The sequence below is a fragment of the Pseudomonas fluorescens genome (assembly GCF_902498065.1).
Taxonomy (GTDB): Bacteria; Pseudomonadota; Gammaproteobacteria; order Pseudomonadales; family Pseudomonadaceae; genus Aquipseudomonas; species Aquipseudomonas fluorescens_BJ.
The window spans coordinates 70374-94988 of the sequence record NZ_CABVIR010000002.1; the positions used below are offsets into that span (position 1 = coordinate 70374).

Consider the following 24615-nt stretch of genomic DNA (forward strand, 5'->3'; position numbering starts at 1 on the left):
ATATGAACGCGACGCCAGCTGTTGCTGATGATTTGATCGTTATCGGCAAGATTTATTCTGTTCATGGCGTTCGCGGCGAAGTGAAGGTTTATTCCTTTACTGATCCGACTGAAAACCTGTTGCAGTACAAAACCTGGACGCTCAAGCGCGAAGGCAATGTCAAACAGGTCGAGCTGGTCAGCGGACGCGGGAACGACAAGTTCCTGGTCGCAAAGCTCAAGGGTCTTGATGATCGTGAAGAAGCTCGTCTTCTGGCCGGTTATGAGATCTGCGTGCCGCGCAACCTGTTCCCTGAATTGACCGACGGCGAGTACTACTGGTACCAGCTGGAAGGTCTGAAGGTCATTGATCAACTGGGGCAATTGCTCGGGAAAATCGATCATCTTCTGGAAACCGGCGCCAATGATGTAATGGTGGTCAAGCCTTGCGTTGGCAGCCTGGATGATCGCGAACGCCTGTTGCCCTATACGGAGCAATGTGTGTTGGCAGTCGACCTCGCAGCAGGCGAGATGAAGGTGGAATGGGATGCGGACTTCTAAGCGTGGCTAATTTGCGCGTAGAAGTGATCAGTTTGTTTCCCGAGATGTTCTCCGCCATCAGCGAGTACGGCATCACCAGTCGGGCGGTGAAACAGGGGCTGTTGCAGCTCACCTGTTGGAACCCGCGAGACTACACGACGGATCGACATCACACTGTGGATGATCGCCCATTTGGCGGTGGTCCGGGCATGGTGATGAAGATCAAGCCCCTGGAAGATGCTCTGGTTCAGGCCAAGGCAGCAGCCGGGGAGGCGGCGAAGGTGATTTACCTGTCCCCCCAAGGCCGTCAACTGACTCAGTCGGCGGTACGCGAGTTGGCGAATCTGGATGCATTGATCCTGATTGCCGGCCGCTATGAAGGCATTGACGAGCGTTTTATTGATGCTCATGTCGATGAAGAGTGGTCGATTGGCGACTATGTACTGTCTGGCGGCGAGCTGCCGGCGATGGTCCTGATCGATGCGGTTACACGACTGCTGCCTGGAGCTTTAGGGCATGCGGACTCCGCCGAGGAAGATTCCTTTACGGATGGTTTGCTGGATTGCCCGCACTACACCCGACCGGAGGTGTATGCGGATCAGCGTGTTCCCGACGTATTGCTAAGTGGCAATCACGCGCACATCCGGCGTTGGCGTTTACAGCAGTCCCTTGGTAGGACCTTTGAACGACGCGCCGATCTTCTGGAAAGCCGCTCGCTTTCTGGAGAAGAGAAGAAGCTGCTCGAGGAATACATCCGCGAGCGGGACGATAGTTAACAACGTATCGATGGTAAGTCCGTTGATTTACCTTAGGAGCACAGCATGACTAACAAAATCATCCTTGCACTCGAAGCAGAGCAGATGACCAAAGAGATCCCTACCTTTGCCCCGGGCGACACCATTGTCGTTCAGGTGAAAGTGAAGGAAGGCGACCGTTCGCGTCTGCAAGCGTTCGAAGGTGTTGTTATCGCCAAGCGTAACCGCGGCGTAAACAGTGCTTTCACCGTTCGTAAAATCTCCAACGGTGTTGGCGTAGAGCGTACTTTCCAGACCTACAGCCCGCAAATCGACAGCATGGCCGTTAAACGTCGCGGTGACGTACGTAAAGCCAAGCTGTACTACCTGCGTGACCTGTCCGGTAAAGCAGCTCGCATCAAGGAAAAACTGGCTTAAGTCCAGCTTCCGATGCAGAAAAAAGCAGCCTACGGGCTGCTTTTTTGTTGCCTGCGATTTATCTTCCATGGCCGTACTGCCGGTCTTGCCTGAGCCTTTATGCCCGCCATCGATCATCCTTTGATAGACCAGTTTCTCGACGCGCTATGGCTGGAGAAAGGTCTCTCCGATAACACCCGCGATGCCTATCGCAGCGACCTGGCCCTGTTCAACGGCTGGCTGCAGGAGAAGGGCCTGGAGTTGATCAATGCCGGCCGCGAGTTGATCCTCGATCACCTGGCCTGGCGCCTGGAGCAGAACTACAAGCCCCGTTCCACTGCGCGATTTCTCTCGGGGGTGCGTGGCTTTTATCGCTATCTGTTGCGGGAAAAGTTGATCGCGGTCGATCCGACGTTACGCGTCGATATGCCTCAACTCGGTAGGCCGCTGCCAAAATCCTTGTCGGAAGCCGATGTGGAAGCGCTGCTGAAGGCGCCGGATCTGAGTGATGCGATCGGCCAGCGTGACCGCGCCATGCTCGAAGTGCTTTACGCCTGCGGCCTGCGGGTGACGGAATTGATCAGCCTGACGCTGGAGCAGGTCAACCTGCGTCAGGGCGTGCTGCGGGTGATGGGCAAGGGCAGCAAGGAGCGGCTGGTGCCGATGGGCGAGGAGGCGATTGTCTGGGTCGAGCGTTATATGCGCGATGGCCGCCAAGAGCTGCTCGGCGGACGTCCCAGCGATGTCATGTTCCCCAGTCAGCGCGGCGAGCAGATGACACGCCAGACGTTCTGGCACCGCATCAAGCATCAGGCCAAGGTCGCCGGGATCGGCAAGTCGCTGTCGCCGCACACCTTGCGTCACGCCTTCGCCACGCACCTGCTCAACCACGGCGCCGATTTGCGGGTGGTGCAGATGCTGCTCGGCCACAGCGATCTGTCGACCACTCAGATCTACACCCACGTCGCCCGGGCGCGCTTGCAGGACCTGCACGCCAAACACCACCCGCGCGGTTGATCACGATCCCTGTGGGAGCGAGCCTGCTCGCGATTGCGGTGTATCAGTTAAAGATGTGTCCACTGACACACCGCAATCGCGAGCAGGCTCGCTCCCACACTTGATCTGCGCAGGTCAGAATGTCCTGCGTCACCCGCATTCGGCCCCACCGGCCTTATGTGGTAGGCTTTGCCGGTTTGCACGATGGGCGGTTGTGACCCGGTGTTTCGGCACGGGCGTTCTGATCGTCCCATTTGTCCGCCTTCAGGAGTTCTCATGCGTCTGACCCAGATTTTCGCCGCCGCAGCCATTGCGTTGGTCAGCACCTTTGCCGTCGCCGATGACGCGGCCGACAAAGCCATCCGTAAAAGCCTGGAAACCCTCCAGCTCGAAGTGCCGGTAGAAAGCATTTCCGCCAGTCCGCTGCCGGGCTTGTATGAAGTCAAACTGCAGGGCAGCCGCGTGCTCTATGCCAGCGCCGATGGCCAGTACGTCGTTCAGGGCTACATGTTTCAGCTCAAGGACGGCAAGCCGGTCAACCTGACCGAGAAAACCGAACGCCTGGGCGTTTCCAAGCTGGTCAACGCTATTCCGGTCGCGGAAACCGTGGTCTACCCGGCTATCGGCGAAACCAAATCGCACATCACCGTGTTCACCGACACCACCTGCCCGTACTGCCACAAACTGCACGCCGAAGTGCCTGAGCTGAACAAGCGCGGCATCGAAGTGCGTTACGTCGCGTTCCCGCGCCAGGGCCTGGGCTCGCCGGGTGACGAACAGTTGCAAGCGGTCTGGTGCTCCAAGGACAAGAAAGCCGCCATGGACAAAATGGTCGATGGCAAGGAAATCAAGGCCGCCAAGTGCGATAACCCGGTTTCCAAACAGTTCGCCCTCGGCCAGTCGATTGGCGTGAACGGTACACCGGCCATCGTTTTGGCCGACGGTCAGGTCATTCCGGGCTACCAGCCTGCGCCACAAGTCGCCAAACTGGCGCTGGGCGCGAAGTAAATTCGCATCGTCACGGCCAGCCTTTGACGATCATGGTCCGGCGGCAACATGTGCCGGGCCATTAATAGAGAGCCGCGAGCATGCGGCTGTTTTCACGGCCGGCCTTGAGTCGGCCGTTTTATGGGGAGTTCACAGTGAAACCGGTCAAAGTAGGCATCTGTGGGTTAGGGACCGTCGGTGGCGGTACCTTCAACGTACTTCAGCGCAACGCCGAGGAAATTGCTCGTCGTGCCGGGCGTGGAATCGAAGTGGCACAAATTGCCATGCGCACGCCAAAGCCTCAGTTCCAAACGACCGGTATTGCGATTACCAACGATGTCTTCGAAGTGGCCACGAACCCTGAGATCGACATCGTTATAGAGCTGATGGGCGGCTATACCGTTGCCCGCGAGCTGGTACTCAAGGCCATCGAGAATGGCAAGCATGTGGTCACCGCGAACAAGGCACTGATTGCCGTTCACGGTAATGAAATTTTCGCCAAGGCTCGCGAGAAAGGCGTGATCGTGGCGTTCGAAGCGGCCGTGGCCGGTGGCATTCCGGTGATCAAGGCGATCCGTGAAGGCCTGTCCGCCAACCGTATCAACTGGGTCGCCGGCATCATCAACGGCACCGGCAACTTCATCCTCACCGAGATGCGCGAGAAGGGGCGCACCTTCGAAGACGTGCTCGCCGAGGCGCAGGCCCTGGGTTACGCCGAAGCCGATCCGACCTTCGACGTTGAAGGCATCGACGCGGCCCACAAGCTGACGATCCTGGCCTCCATCGCGTTCGGCATTCCGCTGCAATTCGACAAGGCTTACACCGAAGGCATCACCAAGCTGACCACGGCTGACGTGAACTACGCCGAAGCGCTGGGCTATCGCATCAAGCACTTGGGCGTGGCGCGCAGCACTGCCGCTGGCATCGAGTTGCGCGTGCACCCGACGCTGATCCCGGCTGATCGTCTGATCGCCAACGTCAACGGCGTGATGAACGCTGTGATGGTCAACGGTGACGCTGCCGGTTCGACCTTGTTCTACGGCGCCGGTGCCGGCATGGAGCCGACCGCTTCGTCGGTGATCGCCGACCTGGTGGACGTGGTTCGCGCCATGACTTCCGATCCGGAAAACCGTGTGCCGCACCTGGCCTTCCAGCCGGATTCGCTGTCGGCGCATCCGATCCTGCCGATCGAAGCCTGTGAAAGCGCCTACTACCTGCGCATTCAGGCCAAGGACCATCCGGGCGTGCTGGCTCAGGTCGCGAGCATCCTGTCGGAACGCGGCATCAACATCGAATCGATCATGCAGAAAGAAGTCGAAGAGCATGACGGTCTGGTGCCGATGATCCTGCTGACGCACCGTGTGCTGGAACAGCACATGAACGACGCGATCGCCGCCCTCGAAGCCCTGACAGGCGTGGTCGGTCCGGTCGTACGGATCCGCGTCGAGCACCTGAACTAAGCCGTTATCGTTCACCGGGCCCGCGAGCGGGTCCGGCTTGCGAACACTGTCCATTGGAGTCAGTCATGCGTTATATCAGTACCCGCGGCCAGGCACCGGCCCTGAATTTCGAAGACGTCCTGCTGGCCGGTCTGGCCACTGACGGCGGTCTGTACGTCCCGGAAAACCTGCCTCGTTTCACCCAGGAAGAAATCGCTTCCTGGGCCGGCCTGCCGTATCACGAGCTGGCTTTCCGGGTGATGCGCCCGTTTGTCACCGGCAGCATTCCCGATGCCGATTTCAAAAAGATTCTCGAAGAGACTTACGGCGTGTTCTCGCACAACGCCGTCGCACCGCTGCGTCAGTTGAACGGCAACGAATGGGTGCTGGAGCTGTTTCACGGCCCGACCCTGGCGTTCAAGGACTTCGCCCTGCAACTGCTCGGTCGTTTGCTCGACTACGTGCTGGAAAAACGCGGTGAGCGCGTGGTGATCGTTGGCGCTACGTCCGGTGACACCGGTTCGGCCGCCATCGAAGGCTGCAAGCACTGCGAAAACGTCGACATCTTCATCCTGCACCCGCACAACCGTGTGTCCGAAGTGCAGCGTCGCCAGATGACCACCATCTTCGGCGAGAACATCCACAACATCGCCATCGAAGGCAACTTCGATGACTGCCAGGAAATGGTCAAGGCGAGCTTCGCCGACCAGAGCTTCCTCAAGGGCACGCGCCTGGTGGCGGTGAACTCGATCAACTGGGCGCGGATCATGGCCCAGATCGTTTACTACTTCCATGCTGCCCTGCAGCTGGGCGGCCCGGCGCGTTCGGTGTCGTTCTCGGTGCCGACCGGCAACTTCGGCGACATCTTCGCCGGTTACCTGGCGCGCAACATGGGCCTGCCGATCAATCAGTTGATCGTCGCCACTAACCGCAATGACATCCTGCACCGCTTCATGAGTGGCAACCAGTACGTCAAGGAAACCCTGCACGCCACGTTGTCGCCGTCGATGGACATCATGGTGTCGTCGAACTTCGAGCGTCTGCTGTTTGACCTGCACGGTCGTAATGGCGCGGCGATTGCCGGGTTGATGGATTCGTTCAAACAGGGCGGTGGTTTCAGCGTTGAACAAGAGCGTTGGACCGAAGCGCGCAAGCTGTTCGATTCCCTGGCTGTGGATGATGCGCAAACCTGCGAAACCATCGCCGAGGTTTACGAGCAGACGGGTGAGTTGCTGGATCCGCACACGGCGATCGGCGTGAAGGCTGCGCGTGAATGCCGTCGCAGTCTGGATATTCCGATGGTGATCCTTGGCACTGCTCACCCGGTCAAATTCCCGGATGCGGTGGAGAAGGCGGGTGTGGGCAAGGCGCTGGAGTTGCCTGTTCACCTGGCTGATCTGTTTGAGCGGGATGAGCGGTGCACCGTGTTGCCGAATGACTTGAAGGCTGTTCAGGCGTTTGTCAGTCAGCATGGGAATCGTGGGAAGCCGTTGTAATCGGATAGATCGATTGGGGGCATATCCGTTGCTGCAGTAACGGCTGCTGGCGGTTTCGCCCTTACGGCGAGTCACTTGGAAGAGCCCCAAGTAACCAAGGGCTCTTGCCCCTTTCGTTCGGTGCCTCGCTAAGGCTCGGCATGCCCTCGTTCTGGTCCTGCTCCGTGGGCCCGCCGCCATCGGCCATCCATGGCCGGGGGCGGCTACCGCGGCATCCCTGCCGCGGTGCCCACTACGCAGAACCTCCACTCGGCCTCTCGAGGGGGCGACTACCGCAACAGCACCGCGAGGCGGCCTACTGGCCGGCCTGTCTCTTCAAGCGTACGCATTTATCCTGTGGGAGCTAGCCTGCTAGCGATGGACGTCCAGACAACGCGTTCATTCAGACCGTACGCGTTATCGTTAACGTCCATCGCTAGCAGGCTAGCTCCCACAGGAGATTGATGTCCGGCATTGCATGGGGTTACTCCGCCGGTGATTCAGCCGGACCAGGTCGGCTATCAGGCCGCCTCGCTTTGGTTTTTGATCTTGGCTTTGATCTTGATCTGCCCCGTCGGAAGGCCGTACGTCAGGGGCGCAGGCGCTTGGTTACTTGGCGCTTTTCCAAGTAACCCGCCGTAAGGGCGGAACCAATAGCCGCCGTTACCGAAGAAACGGATATTCACCCAATCCCAATCCCCACTGCCCACATACACAAACCTGTCATCTACCCCATGTCATGCTCCATCAACCAGAGACGCCGACGCGTCTGCATCTGGAATCCAGAACTTTCTTCTCGGGCCGGTGGTCACTTACTGTAGACACGCCCCAGGCACTTCGTTTTCGGACTATTGAGTGGTGATCGAGATGGAAAGTATCAGTCTATTGCTCGGTGAGGCTCTGAGCCCGTATCAGGTAACGTTGACCCCATCAGGCGCCCACGGCGAATGCCTGGTGACACTGAAGAGTTCGACCGGCGCCATCGTGGTCGAACGGCAATTCAATCAGGCTCAGTTGAGCGACAAACGTCTGCTCACGGACGTGGTCGACGGGTTGCATCGCGATCTGATGATTGCCGAAGGGCGCCTGGAACCCTGCGTTATCGCGGCGTTGCGCAACGCGGCACAGGACAAGGTCCTGGGCCGGCCGTAAGTGAATTATTTTTTATGGGAACCTTACGGGCCCAAGGTCGGTCAGAGTTTGTAACAGCAGGATCAAGCATTGTGCTCCGGTGCTTGTAGTCGTGCTGCCACTGGTCTTTTTGTAGGCCACGTTTAACCCCGAGTCGTCTCCCCACTTCTCGGGGTTTCTTTTTGCCTGCGATTTGTCATTCCTGGGCCTGTTGCTCGAAATACTTCCTGGATTCTTCCAGGTAGGCAGCGCGACTTTCCGGGTCGAGCCACGCAGCGTACGCCTCGCTCAAGCGATCGTGGGGCATTCTGCGCAGTAGCTGATTGATCTCGATAATCGCCTGCCGGCCTTTTGGCGTGTCGGTGCAGCCGATGTATCCGGACAAGAATTTCTCGGCGCCGCGAATCGGGTAGAACTGCAATTCATCCTCGGCGATGCCTTGCTGTTGGGCCTGGTAGCGGATTTCCGGACGGTATCCCAGCAGCAACCGCAAGCGCCCCAGGCGCTGCATCTGCAACAGGCTGCCCAAGGCGTCGTTGCCGTAGTGCGGGGTGAGCGAGTCTGCCGGTGCTTGTTTGAGCAGCGCGTCGAGGTAATCACCGTAGTTGCGCTCGGCGATAATGCCCAACTTCTCGCCGCCATTCGCCAGGAAGGCCGCCAGGTCCAGTTCATTGTCCTGGATGAAGGGCGCAAGCGTCTCACGGTCAACGCGCCGCACGGCCACGCCATTGCCCATGGCCCGAAACACCGGAATGGAAAACGCGATCCAGCGTTCGCGTTCCTTGCTCCGGTTCAGCGCCGCATCGCATGTCAGGGACGGCTCGTGGAGCATTTGCAAGGCGCGAGCACGGTTGACCCGCATCAAGGTGTGTTCGTATTGCGGCATGCCCGCGATCAACAGTGGCAACAATTGATCGATGACGCCCTGGCCCTTTTTCGGTCCTTCGAAAATCGTCAGCGGGGGGAGATCCCGCAACAGCCAGACCATGGTTTCCTTGGGTTGCGCCATCGCTGATGGCGCCGGGACAACGAGCAGGAACATGGCCGCGAGCGCGTACACCGCCCTCGCGCGGTGATGAGTGACAAGCAGCGAAAGCAGGCGCTTCAGCTTAGATGGCCCCGTCTTCACGCAGCTTTGCGATCTGTTCCTTGTCGTAGCCAAGATCGTTAAGTACCTGCGCATTGTGTTCGCCCAACTGCGGCCCGACCCATTCAGAACTGCCGGGTGTCTCTGAGAGTTTCGGCACAATTCCCGGCATCTTGAAATCTTTGCCGTCCGGCAGCTTCGCCTTGAGAAACATTTCCCGCGCCAGGTACTGCGGATCACTGAACATGTCTTCGGCACTGAAGATCCGGCTGGCGGGAACGTCGGCCTGATTCAACTGCTCGATGAGGGTGTCCAGAGGCAGCGAGTTGACCCAGCGATCAATCACCCCGTAAATCTCGTCGCGACGGCTGTCACGCCCGTCGTTACTGGCCAGGACCGGGTCATTGGCCAGGTCTTCACGGCCGATGATCAGCATGAAGCGTTTAAAAATCGCGTCGCCATTGGCGCCGATCTGCACATGTTTGCCGTCGGCACTGGTGTGGATCGAGGAGGGCGTGATGCCCGGCATGATGTTGCCGGTGCGTTCGCGGATGAAGCCGAACACGTCGAACTCCGGGACCATGCTTTCCATCATGGCGAAGATTGCTTCGTACAGCGCCACATCCACCACCTGACCCAGACCGCCGTTGACCTCGCGATGACGCAAGGCCATCAACGCGCCAATCACGCCCCAGAGCGCGGCAATCGAATCGCCGATGGAAATCCCGGTGCGCACCGGCGGTCGGTCTTCAAACCCGGTGATGTAGCGCAGGCCGCCCATGGATTCACCGACGGCGCCAAACCCCGGCTGATCCTTCATCGGCCCGGTCTGGCCGAAACCTGAAAGGCGCACCATGACCAGTTTCGGGTTCAGTTCGTGCAAGACATCCCAGCCCAGGCCGAGCTTTTCCAACACGCCGGGGCGAAAATTCTCGATCAGGATGTCCGCTTCACCGAGCAGCTTTTTCAGGATCGTCAGGCCATCCGGGTGTTTCAGGTTCAGGGTCAGGGACTTCTTGTTGCGCGCCTGAACGAACCACCAGAGCGAAGTGCCTTCATACAACTTGCGCCATTTGCGCAGCGGATCACCGCCGTCGGGAGATTCGATCTTGATCACTTCGGCACCGAATTCGCCGCAGATGCGCGAGGCAAAGGGTCCGGCGATTAACGTGCCCAATTCGATGACTTTCAGGCCTGAGAGGGGTTTGGCGGTGAACGGCATGCTGGATCCTTTAGGACAAAGGCTTGGCTGATAGAGCGTTTTAGCACAGCCCGCTGTCAGTCGCTCAAGGTTGATGGCCGCGAAGCCTGCCGCATCGGTTAGACTTGCCGCCTTTCCACGTATCAAGAAGCCCGTTCATGGCCCAGCCGTCCACGACCTACAAGTTTGAACTGAACCTCACCGACCTCGACCGCAGCGTTTACGAGACGGTGAAGCAGACCATCGCCCGTCACCCGTCGGAAACCGAAGAGCGCATGACCGTGCGGCTGCTGGCCTACGCCTTCTGGTACAACGAGCAGCTGTCGTTTGGCCGTGGTCTGTCAGACGTGGATGAACCCGCCCTGTGGGAAAAGAGCCTGGATGATCGCGTCCTGCACTGGATCGAAGTCGGCCAGCCAGACGCCGATCGCCTGACCTGGTGCTCGCGTCGCACCGAGCGCACCAGTCTGCTGGCCTACGGCAGCCTGCGCGTCTGGGAAACCAAAGTGATCCCGGCGATCAAGAACCTGAAAAACGTACACATTGCCGCGGTTCCTCAGGAAGTCCTGGAAACCCTGGCCAAAGACATGCCGCGCGTTATCAAGTGGGACGTGATGATCAGCGAAGGGACGATTTTCGTCACCGACGACCGTGGCCAACACGAAGTCCAGTTGCAGTGGCTGAGCGGCGAACGCGGCTGAGTTTTCATCGCGCTATTCGGTTTTATCCTACGTATCCAAGAGAAGCACCTGTCACCCCATGCGCATCGAACCTCGCCTGTTGCCCGACACCCTGCCATTCCTCGGTGATCTGCCGCCGCTGCTGACCCGCCTGTATGCGGCGCGGGGCGTGCTGTCCGAGGCTGAACTGGACAAGAGTCTGGCGCGGCTGATTCCGTTCCAGCAGCTCAAAGGCATTGATGCCGCGGTGGATTTGCTGGTGACGGCTCTGGAGCAGCGTCAGCGGATTCTGATTGTCGGCGACTTCGACGCCGACGGCGCGACGGCCAGTACCGTCGGCATGTTGGGCTTGCGCCTGCTGGGCGCGGCGCATGTCGACTATCTGGTGCCGAACCGTTTCGAGTATGGCTACGGCCTGACCCCGGAAATCGTCGAAGTGGCGCTGACCCGCACGCCGCAGCTGCTGATCACCGTGGACAACGGCATCTCCAGCGTTGAGGGTGTGGCGGCGGCGAAAAAGGCTGGCCTTCAGGTGCTGGTCACCGACCACCACTTGCCCGGCGACGAACTGCCGCTGGCCGATGCCATCGTCAATCCCAATCAACCGGGTTGCGGGTTTCCGAGCAAGGCACTGGCCGGCGTCGGGGTGATTTTCTACGTGCTGATGGCCCTGCGCGCACGCCTGCGCAGCCTTGGCTGGTACGAGAGTAAACCGCAGCCGAACATCGGTGAGTTGCTGGATCTGGTGGCGTTGGGCAGCGTCGCTGACGTGGTGCCGCTGGATGCCAATAACCGGATTCTCGTCCACCAAGGCCTAGAGCGAATTCGCGCCGGACGCGCACGGCCAGGGATCAAGGCGATTCTCGAAGTCGCCAAGCGCGACCACACGCGTATTACCTCGACCGACCTCGGATTCATCGTCGGCCCGCGCCTGAACGCGGCGGGGCGGCTGGATGACATGAGCCTGGGCATCGAATGCCTGCTCACCGAAGATGCCGCACTCGCCCGGGAAATGGCCGTTCAGCTAGACGGCATGAACCAGGACCGCAAATCCATCGAGCAAGGCATGCAGCGCGAGGCGCTGGCCCAGCTCAAGGACTTGCCGGTGGAATCGATGCCGTTCGGCCTGTGCCTGTTCGATCCCGAGTGGCACCAGGGCGTCATCGGAATCCTCGCTTCACGTATGAAAGAGCGTTATTTCCGTCCGACGATTGCCTTTGCCGACGCGGGCGATGGCATGCTCAAGGGCTCGGGGCGTTCGGTGCAGGGCTTCCATATTCGCGACGCTTTGAGCGTAGTGGCGGCGCAGCACCCAAACCTGATCAGCAAGTACGGCGGCCATGCCATGGCGGCCGGTTTGACGTTGCCGGAGGCGAATTTTCCGCTGTTCGCCGAAGCCTTTGACGCTGAAGTGCGTAGGCAATTGCGCGAAGAAGACCTGACCGGGCGTTTGCTGTCGGACGGGACGTTGGCCGTTGAAGAGTTCCACCTCGAGCTGGCCCGTGCCCTACGGCATGCCGGCCCTTGGGGACAGCACTTCCCGGAGCCGTTGTTCCATGGCGTATTCCAGTTGGTCGAACAACGGGTTGTTGGCGAACGGCACCTCAAAGTGGTGCTCAAAAGTGAATGCGGCTCGGTGAAGCTGGATGGCATCGCTTTTGGTATTGACCGTGATATCTGGCCAAATCCGACCATCAAGTGGGTGGAATTGGCCTACAAACTCGACCTTAACGAGTTTCGCGGGAATGAGACGGTCCAGTTGATGATTGCCCACATCGAACCGCGTTGACTCCATCGCCAGCAAGCCGGCTCCTACAGAATTTGCGCACACCCTGGAGTCGGCTCGCTGGCGATAGCGATTTTGCTGACGCTGAATCTCTTGGAACCCTCCCTCATCGCCCATTGTCGACTAGGCTCTAAGCACTGCTTGATAATCCTTGTGACGTCTTGTCAATTTTTTGCCCGCGGGGGCGGGTGCTGCACCTTTTCCTGTCACTCGTCGACTTTTCAAACAGAACCCTGGAGCCTGCCCACTGAGACGAGAGGTGCCCCATGAGTCTGCTGCTTGAACCCTATACCCTTCGCCAATTGACTCTGCTAAACCGCATTGCCGTATCACCGATGTGCCAGTATTCCAGCGTCGATGGCCTGGCCAATGACTGGCATCTGGTACACCTCGGCAGCCGTGCTGTCGGCGGCGCCGGTCTGATTTTTACCGAAGCCACGGCCGTCACCGCCGATGGACGCATCACCGCCGAAGACCTCGGTTTGTGGAATGACGAACAGATCGAGCCGCTGCAACGCATCACTCGCTTCATCGCCGCCCAAGGCGCCGTCGCCGGCATTCAGTTAGCCCACGCCGGGCGCAAGGCCAGCACCCATCGGCCGTGGATTGGCAAGCACGGTAGCGTCAAACCTGAAGACGGCGGCTGGACACCCGTTGGCCCTTCGCCGATTGCGTTCGACCCGCAGCACACACCACCGAAGCAGCTCGATGAGGGCCAGATCGCCGAGGTCATTCAGGCGTTCGTTGACTCAGCGAAGCGCGCGCTGACCGCTGGTTTCAAAGTCGTCGAAGTCCACGCTGCCCACGGTTACCTGCTGCACCAGTTTTTATCACCCCTGAGCAATCAGCGCCGCGATCAATATGGCGGTTCGTTCGAGAATCGTATTCGGCTGGTGCTGCAAGTCACCGAAGCGGTGCGGGCGGTGTGGCCAGAGGAGTTGCCGGTGTTCGTGCGTGTGTCGGCCACCGATTGGGTGGAAGACGGCTGGAACCCGGATGAAACCGTCGAACTGGCACGACGCCTCAAAGACCTGGGCGTGGACCTGATTGACGTCTCCTCGGGCGGCACGGCGGCCAACGCGGAAATTCCTACAGGTCCCGGTTATCAAACCCGCTTCGCCGAACGAGTGCGCAAAGAGTCAGGCATTGCGACCGGCACGGTAGGCATGATCACCGAACCGGCCCAGGCCGAGCACATTCTGCGCACCTGTCAGGCCGACATCATCTTCCTTGCCCGTGAGCTGCTGCGCGATCCGTATTGGCCGTTGCATGCGGATGATGATCTAGGCGGCCGCAAGGCCATCTGGCCGGCGCAGTACCAACGCGCGACGCATCGGGATCAGCCGATTCATGAATCGGATCTGCGGGACTGAGTGATGAGGTAAAAGCAAAAAGCCCCGATCTGGTTGATCGGGGCTTTTGCATTCCTGCTCTGGATTTTTGTTGTTTGTTCCGCCCTCATCGCGGGCGAGCCCGCTCCCACTTTTGATCTTTGTCGAACACAAAATGTGTGTCCCATGAAGATTCATTGTGGGAGCGGGCTTGCCCGCGATGAGGCCAGCTCGGACGCGAGCTTACCTTCAGGTGTACTTACGCTTCTCTGGCGCAGGCGGGAAGTACTGATACAACCAGGTCTCACTCAGCGTCCGGTCATTGGTGCGAATGAATAACCGCAGCTCTACCGGTGCGACGCTGTCATTGGTCGGGAACCAGTCAAACGTAATCCGGTAGCCCTTGATGTCATCCAGCACCAGCACGTTGAAGTCTTTGACCTCGCCGTTGGAGCACGTCACCACCGGCTCAATGCCTGTGCCTTCCGGCAAGCGGTCCAGACCGCCGCCAGTGAAGTCCACCGCAAACCGGCGTGCCCAGACCTCCGGGTAATGCTCACCCGGCGCCCAGCCCTCAGTGAAGCCGCCCATGCCTGAACGAGTCGCGGCGACCCGCGCCAGTGGCGTACCGACCGGCGGCAAAGCGCTCCAGTACAGCTTGTAGCCGTAGTTCAGGGAATCACCCGCAGCCACCGGTTTTTTCGGGGTCCAGAACGCGACGATGTTATCCAGGGTTTCGCCGGTCGTAGGAATTTCCAACAGATCGATAGAGCCCTCGCCCCACGCGGTTGTAGGTTCGACCCACAGGCTTGGGCGTTTGCTGTACCAGTCGACGGTGTCCTGATAATTGGCGAATTCGTGATCGGTCTGTACCAGCCCGAAACCTTTCGGATCGGTGTCGGCAAAGGCGTTGAATTGCAGGGTCGCCGGGTTGTTCAGCGGACGGCAGATCCACTCGCCGTTGCCGCGCCACATGGCCAGGCGATCCGAGTCGTGGATCTGCGGGTGAATGGTGTCGCACATGCGCCGTTCATGGGTGCCGCAACTGAACATGCTGGTCATCGGCGCGATGCCCAGTTGTTCGATGGCGGTGCGTGCATTGATGTGAGCGTCAACCTCCATCACCACGCGTTCGGCCTGGCAATCGATGTCGAACCGGTAGGCACCGGTCGCGCTCGGCGAGTCCAGCAGGGCGTACACCACGAAACGGGTGCTGTCCTTGTCCGGGGTCTCGAACCAGAACTTGGTGAAGTCCGGGAATTCCTCACGTTTCTTCGCGTAGGTATCGACCGCCAGACCACGGGCCGACAGGCCGTATTGGCCAGTGGCATCTACCGCGCGGAAATAACTGGCGCCGAGGAATGACAACACATCGTGTCGGTCCAACTCCGGCGCCTTGAACAGCTTGAACCCGGAAAACCCCAGGTCCCCCGTTAGCTGTTTGGTATCGACCGTGGTTTTTTCGTAGTTGAACAGCGAAGGGCGGAAATGCACCTCCCGCGCCTGACGCGTCTTGGGGTCAACGCTGTACATGCGCACCGGCTGCTTGAACCCCATGCCGACGTGGAAAAACTGCACATCCAGTTGACCTTTCAAATCCTTCCACAGGGAATGATTGGCGTCGTAGCGGATCGCGTTGAAATTTTGTGGGGTCATGGTCGCCAGGGTCGGCGGCAGCACCTGCTTGGTGTCCTGATAGCGGTTGCCGGCGAGCTGCTTGGCCTGGATTTTCAGGGCTTCGAAATCGAAGGCCTGAGCCTCGCCATCAGCGGTGCCGTTCCCGGCCCAGGCCCGCGCGGCCAGCAGGCCGGAGGCGGACAAACCGGTGTAGGCAGCGATGGCCATGGACGCTTTGAGCAAATTCCTGCGGTGCATAAGTACAACCTGTCGTGAACAATCCCGTGCCGTTCCTGGCACGTGCGGGATCAAAAATGGAGGTTCGGACATGCCTTCGGCCAAACGCAACGGACTTTAAACAGATGCCAAATAGCTTAAACCGTTCGGCGGCAGAGCAAAAATGATTGATGGCGTGACGATAGCATCGCAATGAAACAAGAAGTTTCGGTTAACGTTTCCCACAGAGATTTCTGATTTATAGGGCATTTCTGCTTTTTTCGACTAATTACTCTAAAAACCGCTTTTCAGCGCCCGGATAGTTTCTATTCTATGGGCATGACCGGTTTCTGCCCTCAGGCCGGTGGGATTCAGTTGGCACGCGGTGACCGCTGAAAAAGGGTAGGGCGATGCAGTTTTTGAAGTTTTCTTTTTTGACGTTAGAGAGGGACATCGTCCATGTCGAAAGTACAAGGCATCACCGAAATGTTGGGAATCTTCCCTTGCCTGGGCATCGGGCGACGAAGGCGTCGGCTGAATTCCGAGGAGTTGAAGCTGGTGGAGCGGTATCGCGAGTTGTCGGAGAGTGACCGGATCGCGATGCGGTATCTGGTGGATGCGATGCGCAGTGTTTCGCGGTTTTGATGGCGATGGTTACCGTGAAAGCCATTTAATAGATGTACCCAAACTGAAGGGGCGGACTGTGAAGTCTGCCCCTTTTGATTGGCTGTGCTTCAGCTGCAAGTGCCCATGATTGGAAACGGCCGCTGCGCCTGTACCAGATCTGGCATGTCCCGCCACTTGATCCAGGCCGACTGTTGCCAGTGCAGCAGTGGCACCGAGAGCCCGCCCCATTGCAACGAGCTCAGGCTAGGCATGTTTTCCACAGGTGCCGCGTTCGACTCTCGCAGCGCAGGTATGACTTCGTTACTCAGCCATTGGCGCAGGTTGCGGTTTTCCGGGACAAAATGGTGGACCAGCAATGCGTACATTCCAGACTCGCTGACCATTAATGATTCGACGGTTTTGCCGTTCTTCAGCAGCCAGACATATCGGCGCTGATCGGGATCGAGTTTTTGGGTGAGTCGCTGGTCCAGCGGGCGGCCCATCAAACGTCCCAGATCGTGGACGCAGAACCAGGCTTGGTTGGCTTGGATGACAGCGTGGAGGAAACGGTTGTGGCGGGGGAAAACGGTGGGGATGAAATGGCGATGACTTTCAGATGTATTTGAAGCGTGCGTAATCATTTTTTCGACTCCAATTTGAAAAGGGAGCCGCCACTCAGAGGAGCGCGGTAGCGCCGTATTGATTGTGTTCCGGCATCGACACCGAGCCGCTGATTTTGCAGCGACAGGGCAAAGCCTATCGGTCAGACGTTCGCGGCGACAAGTCTGCTCTTGCGTCGCGTGCCGTAGGAATCAGAGTCTTTTCGGGAAGGCTCGATCTGTAGGAATTTCCTGTTTTTTCACCGAGTACAGAAAACCGGAACCTGAGGCCTATGCCCAAGATCGCTTCGAAGCATAGGGATGAATTGGTGGCTGAACTGCGGGGGGACGACAGATGCCGTTTGACGAGTGAAGCTTGCCCCGGGAACCCACAGAATCCCGGGGCAATCGTTCTTAGTGACTAACCTTCCACGCATCCCCCGCAGGCGCCGCGCCATGGTCATACGGCTTGGCAATCCACATATAAAGCAGCCCCAACCCAATCACGATCGCCGTACTCAACACCATCGCATAGTTGATGTACCACGCCGCATCCGGTGTACGTGGCCAGGCCATGTTGATGATGGCGCCGACACCATAGACCAGCGCGCCGATGTTCACCGGCCAACCCCATGCGCCGAGAGTGAATTTGCCGCTCGGTTTCCAGCCTTTCAGGCGGGCATAGAGTGCGGCGAGCACGATCATCTGGAACGCGAGGTAGATGCCGATGGCAGCGAAGCTGACGATGGTGGCCACTGCGTCTTGCAGGAAGAAACCCAGAATAATGATCAGCGCCGGCAGGACGCCGGAAACGAACAGCGCGGCAACCGGAACCTGGGTGGTAGGGGAAATCTTCTTCAGCAGTGAGCTGCCGATGACCATTTCATCCCGAGCGTAGGAATACAGCAGACGACTCGCCGCCGCTTGCAGGCTGATGACGCAGGAGATGAAGGAAATCATCACCACGCCCATCACCACTTTCGAACCGACCGGGCCGAAGGCGTTGTTGAGGATGGTGGTGACCGGGTCTTTGTCGGTGCCGTTGATCACGGCTTGCATGTCCGGCACGGCGAGGATCAGCGCCAGGCAGGCGAACATCGCCGCGATGCCGCCGATGTAGATGGTCATGCGCATGGCCACCGGAATCTGCTTGCTCGGGTTCGGGGTTTCTTCAGCCACGTCGCCGCAGGCCTCGAAGCCGTAGTAGAGGAACATGCCTGCCAAGGAGGCGGTGAGGAAGGCCGGCAGGTAGGAACCATCAACGCTGATGTCGAAGGTGTTGAACAACACACTGATCGGCTGATGGCGTTCGAAAATCAGCAGGTACACGCCGACGATCACCGCGCCGACCAGTTCGCAGAGAAAGCCGAACATGGCGATTCGCGCCAGCACTTTGGTGCCGCTGAGGTTGACCAGTGTCGCGAACAGCGTCAGCACCAGGGCGATGACAATGTTGGTGTTACTGCTCGGTTCAAAACCCATCATCGCGGCCAGGTACGGCCCAGCACCGACGGCAACGGCGGCGATGGTGACGCACAGGGCGATGGAGTAGATCCAGCCGACCATCCACGCCCAGCGTTTGCCCACCAAGCGGCGAGCCCATGGGTAGACGCCGCCGGAAATCGGGAACTGCGAGACCACCTCGCCGAAGATCAGGCACACCAGCAACTGGCCGCAACCGACCAGCAAATAGGCCCAGAACATCGGTGGCCCACCGGCGGCCAGGCAGAGGCCGAAGAGGGTATAAACCCCTACGACCGGGGAGAGGTAAGTGAAGCCCAGGGCGAAGTTTTCCCACAGGCTCATGCTGCGGTTGAAGTTGGAGGTGTAACCCAGCTTGCGAAGTTGCTCGGCATCGCTGTCGGCAGCGACTGCGGAGAGTTCGGGGATTGCGCTCATGGTGTGTTAGCTCCGGAAAATCGGCAGATTTCGGATGTCCGAAACCGTGGCAGGGCCTTGGCGGCGCTGCCCGGATCGGTGGTTATTGTTTTGGTTGTCTGCGTTGATGCCTGGTGGTGCGTGTTGCCGGTTTCGGCCTTGAAACCGAGGGGACGCCATCGCTGGCAAGCCAGCTCCCGCAGGTCCGTGTCGTGCACCAAACCTAGTAGGAGTCGACTTGCTGCGGGCGGCGATCCGACGATGCTTTTAGTGCTTGAACATCACATGCCGCACAACGGTGTAATCCTCCAGCCCATACATCGACATGTCCTTCCCGTACCCGGACAATTTCTGACCGCCGTGGGGCATTTCGCTGACGAGCATGAAGTGCGTGTTCACCCAGGTGCAGCCGTACTGCAAACGCGCCGACAGGCGATGGGCGCGACCAACGTCGGCGGTCCACACCGACGACGCCAGGCCGTAGTCCGAGTCGTTGGCCCAGCCGAGCACCTGTGCTTCGTCGGTGAATTTGGTCACCGATACCACCGGTCCGAACACTTCGCGTCGGACGATCTCGTCGTCCTGCAGCGCGTCGGCCAGCACCGTTGGCTCGAAGAAGAAGCCGTTGCCTTCAACCGCCTTGCCGCCGGTGATCAAACGAATGTGCGATTGCGCCACGGCGCGTTCGACAAAACCGGTCACCCGGTCGCGGTGCTGCGCGGTGATCAGCGGCCCGAGTTCGGTCGCCGGATCATCCTGCAGGCCGTACTTGATGCTGCTGACCGCCGCGCCGAGCTTCTCGACGAATGTGTCGTAGATGCCTTCCTGCGCGTAGATGCGGCAGGCGGCGGTGCAGTCCTGCCCGGCGTTGTAGAAACCGAAGGTGCGAATGCCTTCAACCGCCGCGTCGATGTCGGCGTCGTCGAAGATGATCACCGGAGCCTTGCCGCCCAGTTCCATGTGCATGCGTTTGACGCTGTCGGCGGTGCTGGAAATGATGTTCGAACCGGTGGCGATCGAGCCGGTCAGCGACACCATGCGCACTTTCGGGTGGGTGACCAGTGGGCTGCCGACGGTAGGACCACGGCCGAACACGACGTTGAGTACGCCGGCCGGGAAGATTTCAGACGCCAGTTGCGCCAGGCGCAACGCGGTCAGCGGGGTCTGTTCCGACGGCTTGAGCACCACGGTATTACCGGCGGCGAGGGCCGGGGCGATTTTCCAGGCGACCATCATCAGCGGGTAGTTCCACGGCGCGATGGAGGCGATCACGCCCACGGGGTCGCGGCGGATCATCGAGGTGTGCCCGGCCAGGTATTCACCACCCGCCGAACCGCTCATGCAGCGGCTGGCGCCGGCGAAGAAACGGAACACGTCGGCAATCGCCGGGATCTCGTCGTTCAGTGCGGCGCTGTAGGGTTTGCCGCAGTTGTCGGATTCGAGTTTGGCCAGCTCTTCGCCGTGGGCTTCGATGGCGTCGGCGAGTTTGAGCAGCAGCAGCGAGCGCTCCTTGGGCGGGGTCTGCGACCAGCTGTCGAACGCGGCATCGGCGGCCCGCACGGCGGCGTCGACCTGGGCTTCGCTGGCTTCGTTGATTTCCACCAGCACACGACCGAGGGCCGGGTTGAACACCGGTTGGGCGGGGCCTTCGCCGTCGAGCAGTTGGCCGTTGATCAGGAGTTGGGTTTGCATGGCGTTGTCCTCTTCGAATCCATTATTTTTCTGCCGGAACCGAATCCCTGTGGGAGCGGGCTTGCCCGCGATGACTGACTGACATTCAACAGAGTTGTCGGCTGACAGACCGCTATCGCGGGCAAGCCCGCTCCCACAGGTATCCGGTTCCTCCAGTTATTCAGTTACTTCCCGCCACTCCCCGCCACGCTCTCACCGCCACGGGTCAGGTAATAGGCGCCGAGAATCGGCAACATGGTCACCATCATCACCAGCATCGCGACGACGTTGGTCACCGGCACGTCCCGTGGGCGGCTGAGCTGGTTGAGCAGCCACAGCGGCAGGGTGCGTTCATGGCCGGCGGTGAAGGTGGTGACGATGATTTCGTCGAATGACAGCGCGAAAGCGAGCATGCCGCCAGCGAGCAACGCCGAGCCGAGATTCGGCAAGACGATGTAGCGGAAGGTCTGCCAGCCGTCGGCGCCGAGGTCCATCGAGGCTTCGATCAAACTGTGCGACGTTCGGCGCAACCGGGCGATGACGTTGTTGTAGACGATCACCACGCAGAAGGTCGCGTGGCCGACGATGATGGTGAACATCCCCGGCTCGATGCCCAGCGTCTTGAACGTCGCCAGCAGCGCGATCCCGGTGATGATCCCCGGCAAGGCAATCGGCAAAATCAGCATCAGCGAGATGCCCTGCTTGCCGAAGAAATCCCGCCGGTACAACGCTGCCGATGCCAGCGTGCCGAGCACCATCGCAATCAGCGTCGCGACGGAGGCGATCTGCAGCGACAGCTTGATCGCTTCCAGCACGTCCGGCCGCGAGAACGCCACGCCGATCCACTTCAGGGTGAAGCCCTTGGGCGGAAAGCTGAACGCTGCGTCTTCGGTGTTGAAGGCGTAGAGGAAGATGATCAGGATCGGGAAGTGCAGGAACACCAACCCGCCCCACGCGGCGATTTTCAAGCCGATTGATGCTTTCTCAGAGTGCATCGAAGGCCCCCAGTCGTTTGACGATGGTCAGGTAAATGGCGATCAGCACAATCGGCACCAGCGTGAAGGCTGCAGCCATCGGCATGTTGCCGATCGCGCCTTGCTGGGCGTACACCATGCTGCCGACGAAGTACCCCGGCGGGCCCACCAGTTGCGGCACGATGAAGTCGCCCAGGGTCAGCGAAAACGTGAAGATCGAACCGGCGGCGATGCCCGGGATCGACAGCGGCAGAATCACCTGCATGAAGGTCTGGCGCGGCTTGGCACCCAGGTCGGCGGAGGCTTGCAGCAGTGAGGGCGGCAAACGCTCCAGCGACGCCTGAATCGGCAGGATCATGAACGGCAGCCAGATGTAGACGAACACCATGAAGCGGCCCAGGTGCGAGGTCGACAAGGTACTGCCACCCACACCCGGAATGCCCAGCACGAACTGCAAGACCGGCTCCAGCCCAAGGTGTTGAACGAACCACTGCGCCACGCCGCCCTTGGCCAGCAGCAAGGTCCAGGCATAGGCCTTGACGATGTAACTGGCCCACATCGGCATCATCACCGCGATGTAGAAAAACGCCTTGGTTTTGCCCGTGGTGTAGCGCGCCATGTAGTAGGCAATCGGGAACGCGACGATGGCGCTGGCGATCGACACCACGACCGCCATGCTCAGGGTGCGCAAAATGATGTCGAAGTTCGACGGCTGGAACAGCGCGGCGAAGTTGGCCAGGGTCAGGTCCGGCGTGACCGCCATGGTGAAGTCGTCGAAGGTGTAAAAGCCTTGCCACAGCAGCGCCAGCAGCGAACCGAGGTAGATCGCGCCGAACCACAGCAGCGGCGGCACCAGCAGCAACGACAGGTAAAAATTCGGCCGGCGATACAGCAGGTTGGAAAACCTGCGCAACGGCGAGCCGCTGGCCGGGGTTTGAGGGAGAGCCACGCTGGTCATCTCACACCCCGCCGACAACGGTGTCGTGCAGCGGGATCATCGCTTCCCGCGCCCAGCGTGCGCTGATGCGTTGCCCGGTCTGATGCTGCGCGCTGACGTCCAGCCACTGGTTGTTGGCCTGGCTGATGTTCAGGGTCTGGCCGTTTTCCAGTTTCAGTTCATAGCGGGTGGCGCTGCCCTGGTACTGAATGTCGTGGAGCAAACCGCTGACTTCGATTTCGTGACTGGCCAGCGGGCCTTCGGCGAAACGCACGTGTTCCGGGCGGATCGAAAACGGCTGCGGATTACCGCTCAGTTGCTGCGCCAGATCGCCGCGAATCACGTTGGAGGTGCCGACGAATTCCGCGACAAAGGTGGTCGCCGGTTTCATGTAGAGGTTGCGCGGCGTATCGACCTGCTCAATGCGGCCCTTGTTGAACACGGCCACACGGTCAGACATCGACAGCGCTTCGGTCTGATCGTGGGTGACGAAGATGAAGGTGATGCCGAGCTGGCGTTGCAGCTTCTTCAACTCGCTCTGCATTTGTTCGCGCAGCTTCAAATCGAGGGCGCCGAGGGGCTCGTCGAGTAGCAGCACCCGAGGGCGATTGACCAGTGCGCGAGCCAGGGCCACACGCTGGCGCTGACCGCCGGAGAGTTGCACCGGTTTGCGCGCGCCGTAACCGCCGAGGGCGACCATGCCGAGGGCTTCCTCGGCGCGTTGGCGACGTTCTGTTTTGCCGACGCCTTTGACTTTCAAACCGTAGGCGACGTTGTCGAGCACGTTCATGTGCGGGAACAGCGCGTAGTCCTGAAACACCGTGTTGACGTCACGCTCATACGGCGGAAGCCCGGCGGCTTCGTGGCCGTGAATCCGGATGGAGCCTGCGCTCGGTTGTTCAAAACCGGCGATCAGGCGCAAACACGTGGTTTTGCCCGAGCCGGAAGGGCCCAGCATGGAGAAGAACTCGCCGTCCTGGATGTCGATGGAAACCCGGTCTACGGCTTTCACTTCGCCGAATAGACGGGAAACGTTGGTGAACTGGACTGCAAGCGTCATGGTGCGGAACTCCGGGAATCTGAATCTTTAAAAGCATCGCGAGCAGGCTCGCTCCCACATTGGAATGCGTTCACTTGTGGGAGCGAGCCTGCTCGCGAAGAGGGCTTAACGGCCGCCCATGATCGCGATGTAGTCCTGGGTCCAGCGGCTGTACGGCACGAACTTGCCACCTTCAGCCTGTGGGGTTTTCCAGAAGGCGATCTTGTCGAACTGGTCGAAACCGTTGGTTTTGCAGCCTTCGGCGCCAAGCAATTCGCTCTCCTTGCACCCCGCTGGAACCGACGGCAACGAACCGAACCAGGCGGCCAGGTCACCCTGGACTTTCGGTTGCAGCGAATGGTCCATCCACTTGTAGGCACAGTTCGGGTGCTTGGCGTCGGCGTGCAGCATGGTGGTGTCGGCCCAACCCGTTGCACCTTCTTTCGGAATGACCGACGCCACTGGCTGCTTGTCCGCCACCAGCCCGTTGACCATGTAGCCCCAGGTGCTGGACGCCACGACGCCTTCGTTCTTGACGTCACTCATCTGCACGGTCGCGTCATGCCAGTAGCGGTGGATCAACGGCTGCTGTTTACGCAGCAGATCCAGCGCGGCTTTGTATTGTTCTTCGTTGAGCTGGTACGGGTCCTTGATCCCCAGTTCCGGACGCTTCGACTTGAGATAGAGCGCCGCATCGGCGATGTAGATCGGACCGTCGTAGGCCTGGACCCGGCCCTTGTTGGACTTGCCGTCCGGCAGGTTCTGCTCCTCGAACACCACCCCCCAGCTGTCCGGGGCAGTCTTGAAGACGTTGGTGTTGTACATCAGCACGTTTGGCCCCCACTGATACGGAGTGCCAAAGGTTTGTTTGTTGACGACGTACCACGGGCCATCCTTCAGACGCGGGTCGATATTCTTCCAGTTCGGAATCAACGCCGTGTTGATCGGCTGCACGCGCTTGCCGACGATCAACCGCAGCGACGCATCGCCCGACGCGGTCACCAGGTCGTAACCGCCCTTGGACATCAGGCTGACCATCTCATCGGAAGTGGCCGCCGTTTTGACGTTCACCTTGCAGCCGGTTTCCTTCTCGAAACCGGTTACCCAGTCGTAGGCCTTGTCGCTTTCGCCACGTTCGATGTAGCCGGGCCAGGCGACGATATCCAGCTGACCTTCGCCGGCACCGACGGCTTTCAGCGGTTCGGCGGCCTGGATACTGGCACTGGCCAGCAACGCCGTGGTGATTGCACTGAGCAGTGCGGTCTTGTGCACGAACATGGGAATTCCCTCTTCTTT

At 59.8% G+C, this 24615-nt stretch carries 23 protein-coding genes; 12 read left to right on the forward strand and 11 right to left on the reverse strand.

Going from position 1 to position 24615, the window contains the following annotated elements:
* Positions 1-2 precede the first annotated feature (2 nt).
* The 7 genes from rimM to thrC all read left to right on the forward strand — a co-directional run bounded on the left by rimM (position 3) and on the right by thrC (position 6587).
* Entirely contained in the window at positions 3-539 is a 537-nt protein-coding gene (gene rimM, locus F8N43_RS09500) for a ribosome maturation factor RimM (RefSeq protein WP_150633796.1), read from the forward strand.
* A complete protein-coding gene (gene trmD / locus F8N43_RS09505; protein WP_173860472.1) occupies positions 521-1294 on the forward strand; it encodes a tRNA (guanosine(37)-N1)-methyltransferase TrmD in 774 nt (257 codons plus the stop codon). The genes rimM and trmD overlap by 19 nt, the downstream gene beginning before the upstream one ends.
* Positions 1295-1339: 45 nt before the next feature.
* Positions 1340-1690: a 50S ribosomal protein L19 gene (rplS, locus tag F8N43_RS09510; RefSeq protein WP_003175895.1), complete on the forward strand. Its 351-nt coding sequence runs from the start codon at positions 1340-1342 to the stop codon at positions 1688-1690.
* A 99-nt stretch (positions 1691-1789) separates the two neighbouring features.
* Positions 1790-2686 carry a site-specific tyrosine recombinase XerD gene (gene xerD, locus F8N43_RS09515; protein WP_150638934.1) on the forward strand — a complete coding sequence of 299 codons (897 nt, stop codon included), beginning with the start codon at positions 1790-1792 and terminating at the stop codon, positions 2684-2686.
* Between the two features lie 255 nt (positions 2687-2941).
* A complete protein-coding gene (gene dsbC, locus F8N43_RS09520) occupies positions 2942-3673 on the forward strand; it encodes a bifunctional protein-disulfide isomerase/oxidoreductase DsbC (protein ID WP_017340265.1) in 732 nt (243 codons plus the stop codon).
* A 134-nt stretch (positions 3674-3807) separates the two neighbouring features.
* Positions 3808-5112, forward strand: coding sequence for a homoserine dehydrogenase (locus tag F8N43_RS09525; protein WP_027924910.1), 1305 nt, complete (start codon positions 3808-3810; stop codon positions 5110-5112).
* A gap of 65 nt (positions 5113-5177) precedes the next feature.
* Positions 5178-6587 (forward strand): threonine synthase, encoded by a 1410-nt coding sequence (gene thrC / locus F8N43_RS09530; RefSeq protein WP_008025609.1) that lies wholly within the window; start codon positions 5178-5180, stop codon positions 6585-6587.
* A gap of 500 nt (positions 6588-7087) precedes the next feature.
* On the opposite strand, the gene F8N43_RS09535 is transcribed toward thrC, so the two are convergent.
* A complete protein-coding gene (locus F8N43_RS09535; RefSeq protein WP_191630123.1) occupies positions 7088-7252 on the reverse strand; it encodes a hypothetical protein in 165 nt (54 codons plus the stop codon).
* A 181-nt stretch (positions 7253-7433) separates the two neighbouring features.
* On the opposite strand from F8N43_RS09535, the gene F8N43_RS09540 reads away from it, so the two are divergent.
* Entirely contained in the window at positions 7434-7718 is a 285-nt protein-coding gene (locus F8N43_RS09540) for a DUF3509 domain-containing protein (RefSeq protein ID WP_150630873.1), read from the forward strand.
* A gap of 175 nt (positions 7719-7893) precedes the next feature.
* Here F8N43_RS09540 and F8N43_RS09545 read toward each other — a convergent pair whose 3' ends face one another.
* Both F8N43_RS09545 and F8N43_RS09550 read right to left on the reverse strand, forming a co-directional pair.
* Positions 7894-8880, reverse strand: coding sequence for a TIGR02285 family protein (locus F8N43_RS09545; RefSeq protein WP_191630124.1), 987 nt, complete (start codon positions 8878-8880; stop codon positions 7894-7896).
* Positions 8807-10006 (reverse strand): CaiB/BaiF CoA transferase family protein, encoded by a 1200-nt coding sequence (locus tag F8N43_RS09550; RefSeq protein ID WP_150638932.1) that lies wholly within the window; start codon positions 10004-10006, stop codon positions 8807-8809. The genes F8N43_RS09545 and F8N43_RS09550 overlap by 74 nt, the downstream gene beginning before the upstream one ends.
* A 137-nt stretch (positions 10007-10143) precedes the next feature.
* On the opposite strand from F8N43_RS09550, the gene F8N43_RS09555 reads away from it, so the two are divergent.
* The 3 genes from F8N43_RS09555 (at position 10144) to F8N43_RS09565 (ending at position 13824) form a co-directional block, all read left to right on the forward strand.
* Positions 10144-10686 (forward strand): YaeQ family protein, encoded by a 543-nt coding sequence (locus F8N43_RS09555; protein ID WP_007944886.1) that lies wholly within the window; start codon positions 10144-10146, stop codon positions 10684-10686.
* 58 nt (positions 10687-10744) lie between these two features.
* Entirely contained in the window at positions 10745-12454 is a 1710-nt protein-coding gene (gene recJ, locus F8N43_RS09560; RefSeq protein ID WP_150630870.1) for a single-stranded-DNA-specific exonuclease RecJ, read from the forward strand.
* Between the two features lie 263 nt (positions 12455-12717).
* Positions 12718-13824 carry an NADH:flavin oxidoreductase/NADH oxidase gene (locus F8N43_RS09565; protein ID WP_150638931.1) on the forward strand — a complete coding sequence of 369 codons (1107 nt, stop codon included), beginning with the start codon at positions 12718-12720 and terminating at the stop codon, positions 13822-13824.
* Between the two features lie 207 nt (positions 13825-14031).
* Here F8N43_RS09565 and F8N43_RS09570 read toward each other — a convergent pair whose 3' ends face one another.
* Positions 14032-15657 carry a glucan biosynthesis protein D gene (locus tag F8N43_RS09570; RefSeq protein WP_150638930.1) on the reverse strand — a complete coding sequence of 542 codons (1626 nt, stop codon included), beginning with the start codon at positions 15655-15657 and terminating at the stop codon, positions 14032-14034.
* Between the two features lie 417 nt (positions 15658-16074).
* Here F8N43_RS09570 and F8N43_RS09575 point away from each other — a divergent pair, with 417 nt between their 5' ends.
* A complete protein-coding gene (locus tag F8N43_RS09575; RefSeq protein ID WP_017340256.1) occupies positions 16075-16260 on the forward strand; it encodes a hypothetical protein in 186 nt (61 codons plus the stop codon).
* Between the two features lie 89 nt (positions 16261-16349).
* Here F8N43_RS09575 and F8N43_RS09580 read toward each other — a convergent pair whose 3' ends face one another.
* From F8N43_RS09580 to ydcS, 7 genes are all read right to left on the reverse strand, one after another.
* Positions 16350-16862, reverse strand: a complete 513-nt coding sequence (locus F8N43_RS09580) for a Bro-N domain-containing protein (RefSeq protein ID WP_150638929.1) — start codon at positions 16860-16862, stop codon at positions 16350-16352.
* A gap of 372 nt (positions 16863-17234) precedes the next feature.
* Entirely contained in the window at positions 17235-18719 is a 1485-nt protein-coding gene (locus F8N43_RS09585; RefSeq protein WP_150638928.1) for an APC family permease, read from the reverse strand.
* Positions 18720-18965: 246 nt separating this feature from the next.
* Positions 18966-20390, reverse strand: coding sequence for a gamma-aminobutyraldehyde dehydrogenase (locus F8N43_RS09590; RefSeq protein WP_150630865.1), 1425 nt, complete (start codon positions 20388-20390; stop codon positions 18966-18968).
* Between the two features lie 164 nt (positions 20391-20554).
* Positions 20555-21364 (reverse strand): ABC transporter permease, encoded by an 810-nt coding sequence (locus tag F8N43_RS09600; RefSeq protein ID WP_150630864.1) that lies wholly within the window; start codon positions 21362-21364, stop codon positions 20555-20557.
* Positions 21354-22301, reverse strand: coding sequence for an ABC transporter permease (locus tag F8N43_RS09605; protein ID WP_150638927.1), 948 nt, complete (start codon positions 22299-22301; stop codon positions 21354-21356). The genes F8N43_RS09600 and F8N43_RS09605 overlap by 11 nt, the downstream gene beginning before the upstream one ends.
* A gap of 1 nt (position 22302) precedes the next feature.
* The gene (locus F8N43_RS09610) at positions 22303-23340 is read right to left on the reverse strand and encodes an ABC transporter ATP-binding protein (RefSeq protein ID WP_150630862.1); all 1038 of its coding nucleotides are present in this window, start codon (positions 23338-23340) and stop codon (positions 22303-22305) included.
* A gap of 105 nt (positions 23341-23445) precedes the next feature.
* Complete coding sequence (ydcS, locus tag F8N43_RS09615; RefSeq protein WP_150630861.1) at positions 23446-24597, reverse strand: putative ABC transporter substrate-binding protein YdcS; 1152 nt, start codon at positions 24595-24597, stop codon at positions 23446-23448.
* Between the last annotated feature and the right edge of the window lie 18 nt (positions 24598-24615).